The sequence below is a fragment of the Chryseobacterium sp. IHB B 17019 genome (assembly GCF_001456155.1).
In the GTDB taxonomy this organism is placed as follows: Bacteria; Bacteroidota; Bacteroidia; order Flavobacteriales; family Weeksellaceae; genus Chryseobacterium.
This window is the reverse complement of the sequence record NZ_CP013293.1, coordinates 1102293-1121518: the sequence shown is the minus strand read 5'-3', so window position 1 is coordinate 1121518 and position 19226 is coordinate 1102293. Positions and strand designations below refer to the sequence as shown.

Here is a 19226-nt window from a genome sequence, read left to right as displayed (position 1 = left end):
AAAATAAAGAAAGTGCTGCCAAAAAGCAACACTTTGCTATGTAAATTATATTAATTAATACTATAATGGCTGAATTTTATAAACTCCCAGTTTTACATCCACTGAAACTTTATAACTTCCTCCTGTTCCATCAAATTTGATGTTTCCATTGCTTCCTTTTGGTCCCAGAAATCCTGTATTTCCATCGGCAGTAATATTTCCCCAATCCAGATCTCCCCAGCTTTGTTGTCCTAAAAATTTAAATTCAGAAGCTGCAGGAAGAGTAATCGTATGCTCAAATTTTCCATTTCCCAAGCTTGTCATTGGGATAGCTGTTCCGGCGTTCCATCCATTAACTGTTCCTACCATATATAAGTTAGCCGGATTCCAGTTGTTGATCGGTGATGCAGAAACTGTGATTGATTTCACGGCTGCATCAGCATCAATTACAATTTTATACATTCCCGTTGCTCCGTTAAACTGCATATTCTCAGGAGTTGAAGGCGCTAAATTTGTAGACCAGGTTTTGAAATATTTGTTTCCGGCATTCATTCCCGTGGCATCTAAGCTGTAATTTAATGGTCCCCAATCCTGCTGTCCTAAAAATCTAAACGCTTTCCCGCTTTCCAAATAGGTATAAATAGTGGAAAAATTATCTTTTTTGTAAAGCATTTGTGCTGTTCCGGCATTCCAGCCTACTGCAGATGCTTCTCCTACGATGTAGAAGGATGGGAATTCTGTAAGATATGGTGTCACTGTCATCATAACCGGACTAGAATATAATACAGTAGGCCCCACTTCAGATTTAAGCCTTATTTCGATTGATGTAGCAATACCCGGAATAAGTCCGCTATCAAGCATTAGTTTATTGAAATCTCCTACCGTGTAAGTTGTTGTTAAATCATTTGCTGTAACAATTGATTCTCCAGAACTTTGGAAATTTGTACCCGCTTTTGCAACTTGTAATGTATTTTTAAGCGCTACCTGAGTCTGAAACTTTGGATTTGTCCAGTCGAATTTTACGGCAGGATCAGCTTCATCGTCTTTTAATAAGACTATTGCTGTTTTATCTGCTTTTAAAGTAGGTGTTGTCCCTTCTCCTAAAATCGCCTGATCTTCATCCTTTTCACAAGAAATTATTAGAAGGCTTATAAAGGCTACTGCTAATATTTTAAATAAATATTTCATTTTAATAGTGTTTTTAAGGATTAATAGCCGGGATTTTGAACCAAATTAGGGTTTGCAACAATATCCTTTGCAGGAATCGGATAAAGATTTCTATAGCTTTCTACGGCTTTTCCGTCTTTTATATTCCCTTTCCAAGGCCATACATAATCACCTGTTGTGAATTTTCCATATCTGATCAGGTCTGTTCTTCTTGTAAGCTCCCAAGATAATTCTCTTGCTCTTTCATCCAAAATAAAGTCTAAATTGATCGAAGTTACATTCCCGCTCGTATTACCGTAAGCTCTTTGTCTTAACTGATTTACATAATCAACTGCCGTAGCAAGATTTCCGTTTCCGCCCCTCAAAGTTGCTTCTGCATACATCAGATAAATATCAGCCAAACGATATAAAGGAATATCTGCTTCTACCCAATTGTTATGAGCTCCGGGAGTTCCATCGCTTTTAACATTTTTAAATTTGATAAAGGCATAACCGTCATTAAATGAACCTAAATCATTGATTTCTAAGTTCTGACCTGCCGTATAGAAATTTCCTCTTTTATCTACACCACTTGTCGGGAATTTATTGACAAAAGCTTTTGTAGTTCTGATACCACTCCATCCACCATTGATGCCAAAATCCGCTGCAGGCATAGTGCCTCCAACTGCGGCATGCACCAAATAGGTTGTTCCCCCATTAGTCTGAGTATTGATACCGTCAAAATTAACAGTAAAAATTGCTTCAGAGTTGTTTACATTATTATCGGCTAAGAATAAGGAACCATAATTAGGTTTTAAAGAGTATCCAGCAGCAATAACCTTGTTACAATAAGTAATAACGTCATTATTTCTTTGTGTACCTGTATAAACACTTGCATTAAGATACAATCTTGCCAATAATGCCCATGCTGCAGCTTTGTCTGCTCTTCCATAAGCGTTTGTTCTAGCGTCTTTTAATTCATTAGCACAAGCCAGTAATTCTTGCTCTACATAATTGAAAAGTGCTGCTCTTTCTATTCTCTGAGGCGGATTTACAGAACCCGGAAGATAAGTTTCGTCAACAAAAGGTACATTTCCAAACATATCTAAAGCATGGTAATACGATTGTGCCCTCAAGAATCTCGCTTCGGCACGCATATATTTTGCTTCCGTCAAATTATCTCCGGAAATACCGTTAGATGCTAATTTCTCATCCGTTACGTTTCTTAGGAATTCGTTACAAAAAGCGATTTCTGTATATACTCTGTAATATGCTGCGGCAATGAACTCATTGGAAGAGTCCCATGTCATTTTATGAATGGTGTGTAAATTCCCATCATTCCAGCCAATTACTGCTTCATCTGTAGAAATTACATTTAATGTATATAAAAGCCTTGTGTATTGAGAAAAACCTCCATTAATCCCATTAATATCACTATCCGGATAGTTTCCTCCATCACCGCTTACCTGTCCTCCAATTGCAAGGCCACCGTATAGTTTGGCTAAAGCGTTAGGATAATTAGCAAAATCTTTGAAAATACTTGCTGATGTAACATCCGTAATCGGCTCTCTTTCCAGATCTTTTATACATGATGTAACTGATAACAATCCGACTACAGCCGCTGTTAATATTATTTTTTTTGTTAATCTATTTGATTTCATCTTACTTACTAATTAAAATTGAAAATTAAAACCTAATGAATAAATTCTCGGCATCTGATAATACCCATTATCTATTCCTCCAAAAACCTCAGGGTCAATGCCAGAATATTTTGAAATAACAAAAACATTCTGAGCCATAGCATACACTTTAAGATTGCTTCCTTTAGTGAAAACCTCACCAAAATTGTATCCAACATTTACATTATCCAATCTTAAAAAAGATGCATTTTCTATATATAAATCTGAAAAATACTGCGGAACCTGAAATTGGTAAACAGGTGCCGTTGAGTATACATTTTGCAAATATTCATTGGTAGATGCAGATTGCAGTGAGCTATTTGAAGCAGCATTATTATAGACATAATTCCCTAATACAGCTCTCGCACTTAATCCAAAATCCCATTCTTTTACAGATAATTTTGTTGAAAAACCTAAAATAGCATCCGGTGTTGTTGATTTGTAGTAATATTTATCTAAAGTATTAATAATACCATCATTGTTTCTGTCAACATAAACTCCGTCAACCGGTTTTCCACTTCCGTCATACACTTGTTGATACACCCAGAAAGCGTTAGGAGCGTAGCCAACAGCATGCGCCTGGATTGTATTTCCGGAACCACCTTCAATTCCTCCGACAGGAATATTAAATGTTGCATCGGCTCTATCAAGAAGCTTAGTTATTTCTGGTTTATAATGAGTTGCATTGAAACTAACTTCCCAAGTAGTTTTTTCATTTTTCACTGGAATCACAGTGATACTACCTTCAATCCCACTATTTTTCATATTTCCTACATTCAGTAGGTTTTGGTTACTCAAATCTCCAGCTGCGATATTTGTATTTACCAATAAATCTTCCGTATCCTTTCTGAATAAATCGATAGAACCGGTAATTCTGTTATTTAAAAATCCGTAATCCAATCCAATGTTTTTTGTTGTAGTGGTTTCCCAAGTAAGATTTGGATTATAAATATTAGGACGATACATGAAATAAAACTGATTTCCAAACTGATATCCAGCCCCAACTCCACTTGGATTGTATGCCGCGTATGCCGGATAATTAAATGGTTTATTTCCATCTAAAGCCGGTAATTCCTGCTGTCCTGTTTTTCCCCATCCTGCTCTTAATTTCAATGTGCTTATTGATGCAATATTTTTAATAAAGCTTTCTTCACTTAATTTCCATGCAACAGAAACTCCTGGGAAATTACCCCAAAGATTGTCTCTTGTACCATTAAAGAATCTTGATGAGCCGTCTCTTCTTAATGACCCTGAAATGATATACTTATTGGCGATCGTAAAAATTGCTCTACCGTAGAAAGATATTAAGGTATTTTGAGTTTCAAAATTATTTCCGACAGTTATAAAAGGTTCTACTCCTCTATAAGTAGTAGCACCCGGAATAGAAGTAATAAAATCCTGGTAAGAATATCCTGCAGTAAGATCTATTCCTGTATTAATTGCTGAAATATTTTTAACATAATTAAAATAAGTCTCCAACAATTTACTTTTCTTCTCCATGGTATATAGATTAGCACTTCCTTTATCATTGAATCCTGATTTATATCTGGCATCAACCTTCTTCTGCCCTTCACTTTTGGTGTAATCATATCCTGCATTCACATTAAAATGTAAATCCGGAAGAAAATGGAATTTATAGTCCAACTGAACATTCCCCAAACCTCTTAAAACCGAAGATACATCGTGATTTGCCAACATTGTTGCTAATGGATTGGCATTAGCGTTTACATTCAGCCCCCCATTTAATAACCATTCATAATAACCACCGTAATCAGAATTTCCTGAATATATTGGTTGAGTCGGATCAAAATAGGTAGCAGACTTAATAATACCACCATCAACAAATCTGTTATCTGTAAATGTCCCTTTTGTACTTATGTTAACAGATAAATGATTATCAAAAAACTTAGGATTTAAGTTCAAGCCAACTGATGTTCTTCTAAAAGAGTTCGTTCTTACAATACCATTTTGCTCGTTATATCCAACAGATAAACGATAAGGCAAACCTTTAATTCCTCCTGAAAAAGCAACATTATTGTCTGTTCCCCAAGCGTCTTGATAAATTAAGTCCTGCCAATTGGTATTTGAATTCCCTAATTTTGCTTTATAAGCATCCGAAGCATACGTATTAACGAAACTTCTAAATTCATCAGCATTCAGAACATCTACATTACCCATTTTACTGGAAATAGATGCTACTGTTGAAAAATTCACTCTAAATCTCCCTGTGCTTCCTTTCTTTGTCGTTATCAAGATAACCCCGTTTGTAGCACGGTTACCATAGATTGCAGTTGCAGAAGCATCCTTAAGGATATCAAAAGTTTCAATATCATTTGGGTTAATTAATGATAATGGATCTGACACTCCATTTACACCCACAAAATCCTGTGGAACACCATCAATTACAATTAATGGCGAATTATTACCATTCAAAGAAGCGGTTCCTCTGATTCTTATTGCCGTTCCCGATCCCGGTGCACCACTGTTATTCGTAATCTGAACACCTGGTGTTTTCCCCTGAATCAATTGTCCTGCAGAAGTGGCTCCTCCATTAAAATCCTTTGCCGTAACAGAAGTTATAGATCCTGTAACATCAGATTTCTTCTGTTTTCCGTACCCAATCAAAACAACTTCCTCTATTTTTTTCTCTTTTGCCGTAGAGTCTATCTGCGCATGTATCATTGTACTGGCCAATAAAAAAGCAGGCGCAATTTTTAATACCGTTGTAAAGTTTTTCACAATATCGTTTTTTATATAGTTTCGTTTATTATTTTTTCAGCAAAGTGCTTGCTATGCAATTTATAAAAAAAATATAATTATCATAATTTTATTTAAATTTTAGTTAATTTTATGTAAATTATTTGATCAATTTTAATCAAATATCTGTTTTCCATTGAATTACATCAAATTATGCGAGGCATAACAACTCGTTGGAATTAATAATAAGTTAAACAAATGTTTAACTAAATGTAATATTTCGACTACAAAAGAGCTCAAATCCTTATAAAAACAGCAATTACAATAATTTTCAAGGATAATCCTTATCTTTGTCGTTAAAACTTTACGATAAAATGTCAAACAGAAAGATGATTACGGCAGCTTTGCCTTACGCAAACGGGCCGGTTCATATAGGGCATTTGGCAGGTGTTTATATTCCTGCGGATGTTTACGCAAGATTTCAGAGAAGATTAGGAAAAGATGTAGCATTTATCTGTGGATCAGATGAGCACGGGATTCCTATTACCATAAGAGCTAAAAAAGAAGGAGTTACGCCTCAGGATATCGTCGACAAATACCATGAAATCATTAAAAAATCTTTTTCAGATTTAGGGATTTCATTTGATGAATATTCACGGACGACTTCAAAAAAACATTACGAAACCAGTCAGGATTTCTTTAAAGTTCTTTATGAAAAAGGAAAATTCACGGAAGAGGTTTCCGAACAGTATTTTGATGAGCAGGCAGGAGAGTTCCTGGCAGACCGATACATCGTAGGAACCTGCCCGAACTGTGGTAACGAAAACGCTTACGGAGATCAGTGTGAGAGATGCGGTTCTACCCTTTCGCCGTCTGAACTGATTAATCCAAAATCAATGTTAAGCGGAAACGTTCCTATTCTTAAAGAAACTAAAAACTGGTATCTTCCATTAAACGATTACGAAGATTTCCTTAATGAATGGATCATTGAGGGACATAAAGACGATTGGAAACCCAACGTTTACGGACAGGTTAAATCTTGGTTAAACGATGGTTTAAAACCTCGTGCCATGACCCGAGATTTAAACTGGGGCGTTCCTGTTCCTCTTCCGAATGCAGAGGGAAAAGTACTTTACGTATGGTTTGATGCACCAATCGGATATATTTCTTTCACCAAAGAATGGGCGGAGAAAAACGGAAAAGACTGGAAAGATTACTGGCAAAGCGAAGGAAGTGATTTGGTTCACTTCATCGGAAAGGATAATATTGTGTTCCACTGTATTATTTTCCCTGCAATGATGAAGGCTCACGGAGATTACATCATGCCGAAAAATGTTCCTGCTTTTGAATTTCTTAACCTTGAAAATGATAAAATTTCAACCTCAAGAAACTGGGCTGTTTGGGCACATGAATATGTTGAGGAATTCCCTGGGCAACAGGATGTCTTGAGATATGCACTACTTTCCTCCGCTCCGGAAACTAAGGATAATAATTTTACATGGAAAGATTTCCAGACGAAAAATAATTCTGAATTGGTAGGAATTTTTGGAAATTTTATCAACAGGGTTGCCGTTCTTATTCATAAATATTATGATGGAATTGTTCCTCAAGGTGACATGAATTCTCCTGAATTAAAGGAAATCAATAAATCAGCAAAAGAAATTTCAGGGTTTTTAGAAAATTATGAATTCAGAAATTCTTTAACAGCTTTAATGAATTTAGCACGTTTCGGAAACCAATATCTTCAGACTGAAGAGCCTTGGAAAACAATTAAAGACAATCCTGAAAAAGCGGCACAGTCTTTATTTGTCGGAGCTCAGATTGCGGTTGCACTAGCTCAATTATGTGAACCGTTTATGCCTTTCAGTTCTGAGAAATTACTGAATATGTTCAACGTTGAAAAACAAAGCTGGAGTGATGTTGAAACAAAATCTGTTTTAATTGAAACCGGACATAAAATCAACGAATCATCCCTTCTTTTCTCAAAAATCGAAGATGATGTTATTGAAGCTCAAATTCAAAAGCTAGAAGACACGAAACAAAGCAATAAAAAAACAAACCCTAACGCCAACCCAATGAAAGAAGAAATCACTTTTGATGATTTTACGAAAATCGACCTGAGAACAGCAACTATTTTAGAAGCTGAAAAAGTAGAAAAAGCTGATAAATTGTTGAAACTTAAAGTTGACACCGGTGTTGATGTAAGAACTGTGGTTTCAGGGATTGCAGAAAGTTTCACTCCGGAAGAGGTTATCGGAAAGCAAGTGATGATTTTATTGAATCTTGCTCCAAGAAAAATCAGAGGAATTGAGTCTCAGGGAATGTTGTTATTGACAACGAAAGCAGATGGTAAGTTATCTTTTGTGACGCCTGACGAAACGGTGGAAAACGGTATTGAGATTGGATAATCTTCAATATTTTTAGATAAGAAAAAGACGCAATTATGCGTCTTTTTTGTTTAACTCTTATCTCTAATTACATTTAAATTATCTCTTCATAAGTCTCGCCAAATAAGAATCCTCATCCTGCATCACTTTTTCTATGATAAAACCATTATTTTCCGCAGCATTTTTCAACGTATTAAAGTCTAAATACAACCATTTTATCGGATCTTCCGAATCGCCTTTATAATGAACCACATAATCCAGCTCACCATAATATCCACCTGCCGGAATGTAAACTCCCCCGTCTTCATCACGATCGAACATGTACAAAATATCTGTGCTGTCAATCAAGATCTGACCATTTTCGTTGATTAAAGAATGTAATTTTTTAAGGTAAATATCAATTTTTGAAAGACTTTCAAAGATTCCGGTTCCGTTCATCAATAACAAAATCGTATCGAAGGTTTCTCCCGAAAAATCAAGCATATTTTTGGAAACAACTTTTTTAATGCCTCTTAATTTACAAATTTCAATGGATTTTGGTGAAATATCTAATGCTGTCACATCAAGATTTCTTTCGTTCTGAAGATATAAAGAATGGGAACCCGCACCAGCCCCAATGTCCAACGTTTTTCCCTGAGATAATTGTAGTGCTTTTTGTTCGATTTGATTCATTTCCTCGAAATCACGGAAAAGATAATCGACCGGAAGTTCATCCAATTCGGAAATTGAAGTTTCAGTCTGCAGATCTTCTGGATTTTCGTTGTGGTAATAATCCCAGATTGCTTTACCCATTAAGTCTTTCATAGCTGCTTTTAAAAGTGCAAAGATAAAGGTTTTTAAAAGCTTAATCAAATATACATATTGTCATTGCGAGGTACGAAGCAATTTTTATTAAGATGAGATACTTCGTACCTCGCAATGACAAATTTAGTGATGAAAAAGACTACCTTTTCCTGTGGCTGAGGTCCTCGAAGCCACTATTCCCGGAACCCTAGCCCCGATTGAAGCATTTGTTTGAGCTCATTTCCGGGGGATTTTTGGGCGGCGGCTTTGCCGCCGCCCAAAAATCCCCCGGAAATAGCGAGTGCGGAAAGCGGGAAATAGCTTCAAAATAAATAAATCTGTAATTCGACATTGTCAAATAACTTCTAAAAAAATCAGAGTTTATCAATTGAATTTCTAATTTCTAATTTCTAATTTCTAATTTCTAATTTCTAATTTCTAAGAAATAAATGCAAAGCTCCACTTTAAACTATAAAATGGAGCTTTGACTAACTAAGTAAATGAAAAACAAGGTTCTTTACATTGCAGACCCGGCTGCATCTTTTATTTCCTCAACAATTTTTCTTTCTTTCCTTCTTCTTTTTGCGATGATGGATTTACCGCTTAATACTCTTATAAATCTTAAATATTCGAATCTTTTTGCCCCGAAATGATGGGTTAAGACATACAGTAACACTCCAAAACCAACTAAAATAATATATCCGAATATCTTTTTGTTGGCCACGAGAATGGCGTTGAGCTGGATGGTTTTCATATTTGTCATTACGCTTTGTGAAGAGATCGTCATCCCATCCATGTACACCGCCAGATCTCCGAGGCTCACAATTTGAAACTGATACTGAAACCACGACAACAGCGCTGAAAAAATACCAACCGCAAGAAAAGTTCTCCAGACCAGTACCAAACCTATCGCTGCCAACATATCGTTTAATTCCAATTGATCTAAGGTGTAAAACCACACCGCAATGAACAGTGAACCCATTCCATACCCTTTTAAAAAGAGAGGCAAATACCAGTTTTCATAATTAAATTCCGGAACCATAGAAAAATACATGATCATAGTATATCCTATCATCGCGGAAAATCCTGAAAAGATGAACATTTTTAACGGTTTTTGTTTTTTGAACCAAAATATGGCGGTAATTCCGGCGGTAATAAGTCCGGGAATCATTAATAAATTCAATTTCGCATTGGTCAGTTGGTCATATCCTAAAACTCCTACAGAAAAAATATTCTGCAATGAAGCCGTTCCTAAAAACATTCCCAGCCAAAGCAGCATGAATAGGCCGTTTAAAACATTGCTCTTCTTAAATATCGAAAAGGAAAGATAAGGTCTTTTCAAAGTAAACTGTCGCACAACAAGTAAACCAAAACTTACAAAAGCCGCGATACTTGAATTAATAATTTTAGTTGAATTTAGCCAGTCCTGCTGCTTTCCGAAGGATAAAACATACGCCGAAAACATGAAAGTCGAAATAAACAATATAATGCTCAACCAATCGATATAATGCAACGGAACTTTGAGCGCAAAGTATTTGTTGTGCATCAAAACCCAGCACAAAAGTGCCATTGCAAAGCACATTAACGTGATAATCACAAAAAACTGCTGCCAATTGTATAAAATAGAAACCTCCACAGCATAATACCCCGATATTTGATTTAAGCTTAAGACTGCCGTATAAAATACTCCATAAAAAACACCGCGATCTCCGATCATCATCATTAACGGTAAAAATAATTCAATAGCAACCATCATTTTCAGAAAGCCTATGATAAGGGAAACTCCGACAATTACGACAGGATTAAGGGTTGTGGCATTGACTAAATTTAATAATCCCAAAAGTATCAGCAAAAGCACAAATTTATTTCGCACCTTAAATCTCATTTTCATCCTGAGAACGATTGGCATACTCGCTCCCATCCCAATGGTAGTGGCATAATTGGCAAACATAAAATATTCTGAGAGTGCACCAGTTCCTCCCACCATAAAACTGATATTTCCTGTATAAACGCCTCCCAAAGGCATCACCACAATCACCAGCAAGGCGATCATTAATAACTGAACAGGCTTCGGAACCCAATCACTGAATAGACCTTTATTGTACATGCTTATAATTTTTGAGTTGGAAGCTATAAGATGGAGACTGGATTTTTTTGACGTGTATAAACTTCACCCATCCCTCTTCTAGCTTCCAGCATAATAACTTAATTAATATTCACATTAACATTCATTCCAGCGCTCAGCTTATCAATATCTTCTTTTTTATTGGAAGCCGTAAACTCAATTCTTACGGGAATTCTTTGCTGCACTTTAATGAAATTACCTGTAGAATTATCCGTCGGAACATTTGAATATTTTGAACCCGTTGCCGCAGAAATTGCCGTTACGATTCCTTCAAATTTTTGTCCATCCAAAGCATCAGCGGTCATCATCATTTTCTCTCCTATTTTGATGTTCGGCATCTGGCTTTCCAAAAAGTTGGCTGTCACCCATTTTTGTCCGTTTAAAACTATGGTTGCGACCTGTTGGCCCGGCTGGATCAGTTGGCCTTCAGAGATCGTTCTTCTTCCCATCACGCCATCGTAAGGCGCAGTGATTACCGTATACGAAAGGTTGATTTTTGCCATTTCAAGAGCGGATTTTGTTCTTTTGATTTCGGCATCGTTGATTCCTAGTTTGCTTTTCACTTCCGTAGTAGAAAGATTTGCGGACTGTTTTTGATTAGCCAAAGCTTCGTAAGCTGCTTTCTGTGCGTCATACTCTGTTTTTACCTGATCATACTGCTGTCTGGTTACCGCTTCCGAAGCCAACAAGTTTTTATATCTGTTTAAATTCTGTTCGGCATTCCAAAGTCTAGCTTTTGCTCCTGCAATATTGGCTTCCATCACATTTACGTTGTTGGAAACTGTGTTTACAGACGAACTTGTCGCATTTTTTTGGGCTAAAGCATTCTGATATGCGGCTTCGGCCTGGCCTAATTGTGTTAAAATTTCACGATCATCAAGAATCACCAACGTATCACCTTTTTTAACCTTTTGATGTTCGATGAACTTTATTTCTTTAATATAAGACGAAACTCTCGTATTGATTGGGTTGATAAATTCCTCTACCTGAGCGGCTTCAGTATATGTTTTATCCCCAACGTGAAAGTACTCGCGAACCAGCCAGTATAATCCAAATCCGATGATCAGAAACACCACAATATTGGAAATAATTGCCCTGATTTTGTTCTTTTTATTTTCTTTCTTTTTCTCTAAAACACTTGATTGTGATGAAGATGTATTTTGAGTATTTTGTTCCTTATTTTCCATTGTTTCTAGTTTTAAATTAAAGTGTTCCGGTTGATTTTAGAAGGTTATAATATTGATACAGAACATTGATTTCTGCGTTGGCATAATCTAATTCCGACTGTAATTTTTGGTTTTGTGCATCAATCATTTCGGCCTGTACTGCTAACTGGTTCAGATACTTAGCTTCTGTAATCTTATAGTTTTCTTCCGCCAGTTTTTTTGCATCGTTAAGAATCTCAGCCTGTTGGATAGATTCCTGATATTTTACATAAGCTGTATTTACTCCCATATCAATGTTTTGCTGAGTCAGCGTCATTGCATCGTTAGCCTGAGTTTTTTGAAGTTCCCCCAGCTTCACTCTTTCTTTTATTTTATACAGATTATCAATATTATAGCTTAGAGAAATACCGGTCTGCCAACCTCCGGAATACATATCCAAAACAGGATTTCTATTGGTAATCGGCCTTTGTAGAGAATAGCCTCCAAAACCCGCCAGAGTAGGCATTTTATCCGTTTTTATAATTTCTATATTTTTATCTGCAACATCAATATTTGTTTTTGCAGATTGTATCAACGGATTGCTTTCGTGGGCAAGATTGAGATAATAACCCATTCCTATTCCGGATTCCTTGTTATTTAAATTTTCCACCGGAACAATCTCAGTATCAGAATTTAAACCCAAAGCAATATTTAAATTATAATTAAGAATTTTACGATTATTAATTAAAGTCAAAATTCCTTGATCTAAATTTTTAATAGCCAGCTCGGCACGAATAACTTCATTTCGAGTCACCATTCCCTGCTGATAAAACTTCTGAATATTTTTTAATCTTTCCTGAGCCAGCTTTTTGTTATTTTTAAAAACTTCCTGCTGATTTATAATTTTATAGATGTCCAGATAGTTTGAAATCACTAAAAATTTCACATCCTGTTTATTTTTTTCTAAATCCAGTTTGGAAAGCTGCTCCCGAAGTCCGGCCAGTTCAATCGATTTATTCACCAATCCGCCTTTGAAGATTAATTGTGTCGCCTGAACGGCATAAGAACTTCCATAATGCGGCATCGGAATATTGGTGGAATTTGAAAAATCTTTGTCGATTGCCACTACATCACCCAAATAAAACTGGCTCATAGAAGCCGTTATAGTCGGTAATTTCTGGAGCTTTGCAACATTTGTATTTTGTTTTGCAATGTCAATATTCTGTGCCGAAACTTTTAATTGCTGATGATTTTGTACAGCGAGCTCGGCAACGTCATTTGCTGTCATCTGTTTTATTTCTTGGGAAAAAAACAGCGCAGGAAAGATCGCTATCACTAGTGATACTGCTGCTTTTATATTCTTTACCATTGTACCTTGTTTTACAGATGCAAAGTTATGGTGAGTGTAAGATCAAACAAATGTTTAAGAATTGGAAAAAGATGTTCAAATGTAAGATTTTAACTTTCGAACTGGTTTCTATATTGTGAAGGGCTTTCACCGGAATGCTTCTTAAAAAAATGAGAAAAAGAATATTGATCACTAAACCCCAATATGGAAGAAATCTCCGAAACCGGCTTATTGGAGGAATTTAAAAGCACTTTTGCTTCATTCATTACAATTAAAGCAATGATCTGGCTTGCGGATTTGCCCGTGATCGTTTTCACTACCGACGAAAGATGTCTGGTTGTAATGGATTGTCGTTCGGCGTAGAACTCCACTGTTCGTTCGGTATTATGATTTGTCGCAAGATCATTTAAGAAAATAAAAACAATTTCTTCCTGTCTGGACATCTGGCTCATGGAATTGGCATCTTCTTTTGAAATAATTCCTGCCATCTGATAACAGAAAACCGAGAAAAGATGCTCTACAACTTCTTTTTTATATAAAATTTCCGTTTCTGTATCTAAAATATATTTCAGGAAATTCACACTTTTCCAGACAAGCTCCATTTCATCCGGCTCAAAAGGAACACCGCGATTCATCTGCTGCCTGAAGTAACGATAACCAATTAATCTATTGAACCTCAATGATAAAGCCGAAATAAATTCTCTTTTATAGGAGACCATTCTCGACTGAAAATCATCGCTTACGGAAATCATTTCATAAACCGTCTGCGGATCCGTCACCATAAACATATTTGCAGAAAGTTCCAGGTCATTGAAATGCTGGCGAAGTTTTATCGTACCTGTTTTAATAAAGATAAACGCCGGATTTTCAGGACGAAAAGGCTTATCGACAGCTATTCTCTCGAAAATATTATGTTGGGTAAAAATTTCAACGCCGAATTTTTCTAGGACAGACATAACACAAATGTAAGCAAAGTCTCCTGCGATTACAAAATTTTATTATTTTAGTATTTCCCAAATTTTTGATATGAGAAAGATTGATTTATTACTTGCAGAATACGGCGAAAGTCACAGAAATGGGACCAACAAATTGATTCACTGGATTTGTGTTCCCTTGATTTTCTGGACGATTTTAGGTTTTATTTCATATATCCCAACCCCGAATATTTATTTAAAATATTTTGGTTTTCTGAGTATTGCGAGTTTTATTGCATTGGTTTTAGTCACCATTTTTTACTTCCATTTATCATGGAGAATTGCAATAATTATGATTTTTGTAATGCTTTTAATGGAACATTTTGTATCACTCGCCAACGTCACTTTCGGAACAAAATCATGGATTCTTTACCTGGCTGTTTTTGTGATTACCTGGATTTTACAATTTGTAGGTCATAAAATCGAAGGTAAAAAACCATCTTTCCTGAAAGACCTGCAATTTCTTCTGATAGGACCGATCTGGCTATTAAGTTTCATTCTTAAAAAACTGGGAATCAGATATTGATTAAAGTAAGGAAGGTTGAAGAGGGAGGCTGGAGGTTTTTTCGCGCTTTATAAACTCCCAGCCTTCCTCATCAAACTTCAAGCTAAATTATTAATCTTCCAAAGCATAAACGGCAAAACTGGCCAGCCAGTGATCTCCGCCGTAATTTCCTTGAAATAATAATGGCAGACCATTATTTAAAAATACAGTCGCTGTTTTTTGGAAATCTTTTTTTAATGGATGGCCGTCTGAAAGGGACTTTGCAATTCCTTTCATGCACCAGGCTTTTGTGAAAGACAGCCCAACCAAATGAACAGTCTGATAATCACTGAGATCACTCACCACAGGAATCTTTTCAATATTCTCTAAACTTCGCTTTTCATAGAATTTATTTAACCATTGTACAAATTCTTTTTGAGGAAGAACCCTTCTCATTAAATCTGCAATTTCCAGACTCGGCGAAAAGAAATCCGAACCGTCCGGTTCAAGATAGGCAGGCGTTTTTTCATCTTTTAAATAAAAATATTTTGCTTTTTCTATTAATTGATTTTCAAAATCTTTATCCTTATTTGCTCTTGCCCAATCTATTGCAAAAGCCATTGCAAAGGCTGTATTCGGGTGAACTCCGGTTCTGTTTGGGTAGGTTTGCTTAGGCAGATATGTTTTCCATGAAGTCAAGATTTTATCCGTTAAAGGTTTTAAATTCTGATGCCATATTTTCGCTTTTGGATTGTCCCAGGTTGTTAGTTCTTCGTCTAATTTCAACAGCCAAGCCCATCCGTACGTTCTTTCAAAAGTGGTTGTTAGCTGATATTTTGTGAAATAATCTGCCTCTGTTTGAAGATTTTCTTTTTTAAATGAATTTTCAAGAATATTTTCAATGTCTTTGGCTACAGATAAATTCGGTTTGGTTTTTAATAATCGCACCAGCATCCAATGTCCATGAACAGAGCTGTGCCAGTCGAAGCAGCCATAAAAGCTCGGATGCAAATCTTTCGGGCTCAACGGAACTTCGTTGGCTGTATTGATGATATGCGCCGTTTTATTTGGATATTCCTGATTGATGCAATGAAGCGGTTTTTCGGATAATTTGATGGCCATTTCGTCTGTCAGTTTCGAAGCTTCCTGAGCAAGGATCAAAAATGGAGAAAATATAAGGGCAAAAAGACTCTTTTTCATTCAATAAAACTCACATTTATTTAATTAACGATCTATTTTTTTAGAATTTTAAATGTTCTTACATTACTATTATTTAGTTTTATTGTTAAAAAATAAATTCCTGGCAATAAATCACTTAATGAAAGAACTGAATCTGGATTATTAATATTTTTTATCAATTTTCCTGAAATATCATTCAAAGTTATATAATCAATTTTTCTTTTGCTATTAATATATAAATCATTTTCAAAAGGATTGGGATATATTTGAATATCATCTTTCTTATTATTACTCTCATTTACTCCTAAACAAGTATTATCAATATTTGCTAAAACTTCATACTTTTGAGAGCTACAATAAGTTAAAACTTTCCAATTGAAAAAATAGTCATAGCGATCGGGGTAAAATAATGAATTTTTTATTGTACCTGCAGAACCAATATTAATTGGAAAAGCTACACCCAAATCATGTATAAGATTAGGTATACTGCCTGACTTCTTAATTTTATAGTCTATTCCAGGGAGAATATCCCAATTTAAATTTAAAGTATTTTTCTTTGGTAATGTTGTATTATTAGGTTTACCAACAAGAGTGAATGTTTTAGTATATATAATCTGATCATTATTGTTTAATAATTGTACCGTCAAATTATTATCATTGGTAAGAGCATCTATCACAAACACATCTACGCTTTTAAGTGTAAAAAATTCATTAGCATTAAATACTAATCCTCCTGAACCTACATTAACATTATAGGAATTGCCATTATAAATTGGTTTTATAGCTGATATTTCCTTACTATAAGATGCCTCAGCATAAAATGGTGTTGGAGACGAGAGATTATCCGTTAAAAATGAAGTTCCAGTATGTAATAAGGATCCTCCTATAAGAGTATTATACCAACGTATTGAACAATTTCCAGTACATTGGGCTGTCAAGTTTACAGTTCCTCCAGAGCATGAAGTTCCACTTGAGGTAGATGTAATTATCGGAGGCTGACATAGTGTTTCAAAAGATACTGGAGAACTCCAATAACTATAATTACCACTGCCACAGTTTTCTCTTATCCATACGTAGTATTTTGTATACGGAACTAAATTATTAATAGTTTTAGTATTCCCTACAGTTCCTTGAATACTTGGTATAGTATTCATTGTTGGTAAAATATTATTTGTGGAATAAAATATATCATAAGAGCCAGATGAAGTCATACCTTGCCATGATAAATCAACACTATTGGGAGATATATTTGACATAACGATATTATTGGGTTGTGTACAAGTTGGTGGTTCTATTACCTCTAAAGTAAAATCAACAAAATTAGTAATATCAGGTTTAGTAAAATTACACGGTGTAAGATTTCCATCATCCCAAGACGTACCAACTCGCATTTTATATAATCCCGGCTGCCTATTTGATGCTACCAAGTAAGATCCATAAAAAGCTGGAGATAAACCATATACAGCTATTCTTTCATTTATATTGTCAAATTGTTTATCCTTATTCCAATCAATCCAGATATAATAATAATGAGTAAAATTGGAAATAGAAGTTGCAGAATAATTAAATGTAGATCCTTTTGATACAGTTAAAACCTTTGAAGATTGATTATTGTATACCGCATAGGAATTCACAGAATAATTAATATTATAAATACCTCCACTTGTAATGAAATCTTTAATAGCATGTTTAGTTTGATTAAGCACTTCAGGTATACATGCTTGGTTAGTAATATAATTTGACCAATTGCTCCCACCTCCAAGACTACAACTAGATCTTACCCAAATATAATAAACTTCATCCGGATCCAAGTTTGTTATGGTATAAGTGTTTCCCATAATACCTGTTACATTTGGTACAGTTAAAACAGTTGGAGTCGTACTATCTGTACTATAATATAATTCATAATTATTTACAGATCCCGCACTACTTGGCTGCCAACTCACTGTAATAGAGTTCAAACTATTACTATTTACTGCTATATCAGTAGGTGTAGCACATAAAGGTACTGGCTCCCAATAAACATCATCAATATATATATTATTCCCTGTGTTTTTCCTAAATGCCAGTCTAGCATTAGAAGGAAGGTTACTAGGTATCACTACGATATACTCAGTTTTACTTAAAGTCGCATTAAAAGTCTGAATACTTGTAAATGTAGCTACATCTAAAACATTTGTCATATAGCCAACATCAACAGCCGAATCAGGCCCTGGTCCACTTATATAGCACCATAATTTAAATTTTAACCTGTTGGATCCGGAATTTAAATTATTGAAACGAGGTAAAGCTATTGTTTTTGGAGATACAGAATGTCCATTTAAAAAAATAGATTTATTACCGTTTTCAGTAGCAACATTACAACTTCCGTAGGGATTATCATGACAAGTCCAACAATTAGGAATTGTATTACTAGATTGAAAATTTTCAAAAAATGGTCCTATAGGATTACATTCTGTTGTAAAGGTATGTGTATTTGTCCAAAAACTTTTTTGATTTGTTCCGCAGGTAGACCGCAACCATATATAATACTTTGTAGAAGGTTGCAACACACTTAAGATGGTGCTATTATTACTACCAGATACTGATCCTGTTGGTAAAGTATTATTATCAGGCACCAAATTACTGGTAGATATATAATATTCAAAATCATCTGGAATATTTGCTCCTTGAGTATTCCAATTTATTTGTGCAGAATTATTATTAATATTCGAGGTACTAATATTTACTGGTAAAAAACAATTAAAACTATTAGTATTTTGTATAATTTGTACATCATCTATTCCTACAATACAATGATTATAATATCCAAAAATTTGAATACTAAATACAAAATTTGAGCTCACAGGAACATCTATCCCAGGTATAACTCCAGAAACAGGTATACAGTTAGCAGTTATGCTGGGGGAATTAAAATTTGGCAATGATTTCCAACTTATACCATTATCAGAAGAATATTTTAAATAAACTATTGGTGGTATTATATTGCTAATAGGTTGGTTTAGATATTTGAAAGAATAAAAAATATCTTTACCATTAGACTGGCTGGATATGTATTTAATTTCAACACTTGAACCCGTATCATAGGGAGTTAGATGTTTTACAAGTGTTTTTAGTCCCGAACAAGGTTGTCCGGCAGAAGTACCTATATTAGCCCCAGACCATCCTGAAGGAAGACTACTTCCTTCAAAGCTCTCGTTAACTAGTATTTGTGAAAAAAATAATTTTGAAAACAAGAGCACTAAAAAAAATAATTTTTTTTTCATATTATGTGTTTTATAAATTACATAAAAAACAGTT

At 35.0% G+C, this 19226-nt stretch carries 12 protein-coding genes; 2 read left to right on the top strand and 10 right to left on the bottom strand.

Annotation, left to right across the window (positions count from 1 at the left end; genetic code table 11):
- Positions 1-60 precede the first annotated feature (60 nt).
- Genes ATE47_RS05120 through ATE47_RS05110 form a run of 3 tightly spaced genes read right to left on the bottom strand, consistent with a single transcriptional unit; the run spans position 61 to position 5543 of the window.
- Positions 61-1167, bottom strand: coding sequence for a SusE domain-containing protein (locus ATE47_RS05120; protein WP_062160947.1), 1107 nt, complete (start codon positions 1165-1167; stop codon positions 61-63).
- 20 nt (positions 1168-1187) lie between these two features.
- Positions 1188-2786 carry a RagB/SusD family nutrient uptake outer membrane protein gene (locus ATE47_RS05115; protein WP_062160946.1) on the bottom strand — a complete coding sequence of 533 codons (1599 nt, stop codon included), beginning with the start codon at positions 2784-2786 and terminating at the stop codon, positions 1188-1190.
- Positions 2787-2798: 12 nt separating this feature from the next.
- Positions 2799-5543, bottom strand: coding sequence for a SusC/RagA family TonB-linked outer membrane protein (locus tag ATE47_RS05110; protein WP_062160945.1), 2745 nt, complete (start codon positions 5541-5543; stop codon positions 2799-2801).
- Positions 5544-5875: 332 nt separating this feature from the next.
- Between ATE47_RS05110 and metG the strand changes: the two genes are divergently transcribed.
- Positions 5876-7909 (top strand): methionine--tRNA ligase, encoded by a 2034-nt coding sequence (gene metG, locus ATE47_RS05105; RefSeq protein WP_062160944.1) that lies wholly within the window; start codon positions 5876-5878, stop codon positions 7907-7909.
- A 78-nt stretch (positions 7910-7987) separates the two neighbouring features.
- Here metG and ATE47_RS05100 read toward each other — a convergent pair whose 3' ends face one another.
- From ATE47_RS05100 to ATE47_RS05080, 5 genes are all read right to left on the bottom strand, one after another.
- Positions 7988-8692 carry a class I SAM-dependent methyltransferase gene (locus ATE47_RS05100; protein ID WP_062160943.1) on the bottom strand — a complete coding sequence of 235 codons (705 nt, stop codon included), beginning with the start codon at positions 8690-8692 and terminating at the stop codon, positions 7988-7990.
- A 496-nt stretch (positions 8693-9188) separates the two neighbouring features.
- Positions 9189-10778 (bottom strand): hypothetical protein, encoded by a 1590-nt coding sequence (locus ATE47_RS05095; protein WP_062160942.1) that lies wholly within the window; start codon positions 10776-10778, stop codon positions 9189-9191.
- A 98-nt stretch (positions 10779-10876) separates the two neighbouring features.
- Positions 10877-11983, bottom strand: a complete 1107-nt coding sequence (locus tag ATE47_RS05090) for an HlyD family secretion protein (RefSeq protein WP_062160941.1) — start codon at positions 11981-11983, stop codon at positions 10877-10879.
- A 16-nt stretch (positions 11984-11999) separates the two neighbouring features.
- Positions 12000-13310 (bottom strand): TolC family protein, encoded by a 1311-nt coding sequence (locus ATE47_RS05085; RefSeq protein ID WP_062160940.1) that lies wholly within the window; start codon positions 13308-13310, stop codon positions 12000-12002.
- Between the two features lie 89 nt (positions 13311-13399).
- The gene (locus ATE47_RS05080) at positions 13400-14245 is read right to left on the bottom strand and encodes a helix-turn-helix domain-containing protein (protein WP_062160939.1); all 846 of its coding nucleotides are present in this window, start codon (positions 14243-14245) and stop codon (positions 13400-13402) included.
- 70 nt (positions 14246-14315) lie between these two features.
- On the opposite strand from ATE47_RS05080, the gene ATE47_RS05075 reads away from it, so the two are divergent.
- Positions 14316-14789: an Mpo1 family 2-hydroxy fatty acid dioxygenase gene (locus tag ATE47_RS05075; protein WP_062160938.1), complete on the top strand. Its 474-nt coding sequence runs from the start codon at positions 14316-14318 to the stop codon at positions 14787-14789.
- A gap of 90 nt (positions 14790-14879) precedes the next feature.
- Here the strand turns inward: ATE47_RS05075 and ATE47_RS05070 are convergent, their stop codons facing one another.
- Positions 14880-15947 (bottom strand): DUF2891 domain-containing protein, encoded by a 1068-nt coding sequence (locus ATE47_RS05070; protein ID WP_062160937.1) that lies wholly within the window; start codon positions 15945-15947, stop codon positions 14880-14882.
- Between the two features lie 32 nt (positions 15948-15979).
- On the bottom strand, positions 15980-19192 hold the full coding sequence (locus tag ATE47_RS05065; protein ID WP_062160936.1) for a fibronectin type III domain-containing protein: 3213 nt from the start codon (positions 19190-19192) through the stop codon (positions 15980-15982).
- Positions 19193-19226 lie beyond the last annotated feature (34 nt).

Bases quoted from the DNA above. Each gene is read 5' to 3' on its own strand.
- ATE47_RS05120 (WP_062160947.1), bottom strand. From the start codon at position 1,167: ATGAAATATTTATTTAAAATATTAGCAGTAGCCTTTATAAGCCTTCTA.
- metG (WP_062160944.1), top strand. From the start codon at position 5,876: ATGTCAAACAGAAAGATGATTACGGCAGCTTTGCCTTACGCAAACGGG.
- ATE47_RS05100 (WP_062160943.1), bottom strand. From the start codon at position 8,692: ATGAAAGACTTAATGGGTAAAGCAATCTGGGATTATTACCACAACGAA.
- ATE47_RS05095 (WP_062160942.1), bottom strand. From the start codon at position 10,778: ATGTACAATAAAGGTCTATTCAGTGATTGGGTTCCGAAGCCTGTTCAG.
- ATE47_RS05085 (WP_062160940.1), bottom strand. From the start codon at position 13,310: ATGGTAAAGAATATAAAAGCAGCAGTATCACTAGTGATAGCGATCTTT.
- ATE47_RS05065 (WP_062160936.1), bottom strand. From the start codon at position 19,192: ATGAAAAAAAAATTATTTTTTTTAGTGCTCTTGTTTTCAAAATTATTT.
- ATE47_RS05090 (WP_062160941.1), bottom strand. From the start codon at position 11,983: ATGGAAAATAAGGAACAAAATACTCAAAATACATCTTCATCACAATCA.
- ATE47_RS05115 (WP_062160946.1), bottom strand. From the start codon at position 2,786: ATGAAATCAAATAGATTAACAAAAAAAATAATATTAACAGCGGCTGTA.
- ATE47_RS05070 (WP_062160937.1), bottom strand. From the start codon at position 15,947: ATGAAAAAGAGTCTTTTTGCCCTTATATTTTCTCCATTTTTGATCCTT.
- ATE47_RS05075 (WP_062160938.1), top strand. From the start codon at position 14,316: ATGAGAAAGATTGATTTATTACTTGCAGAATACGGCGAAAGTCACAGA.
- ATE47_RS05080 (WP_062160939.1), bottom strand. From the start codon at position 14,245: ATGTCTGTCCTAGAAAAATTCGGCGTTGAAATTTTTACCCAACATAAT.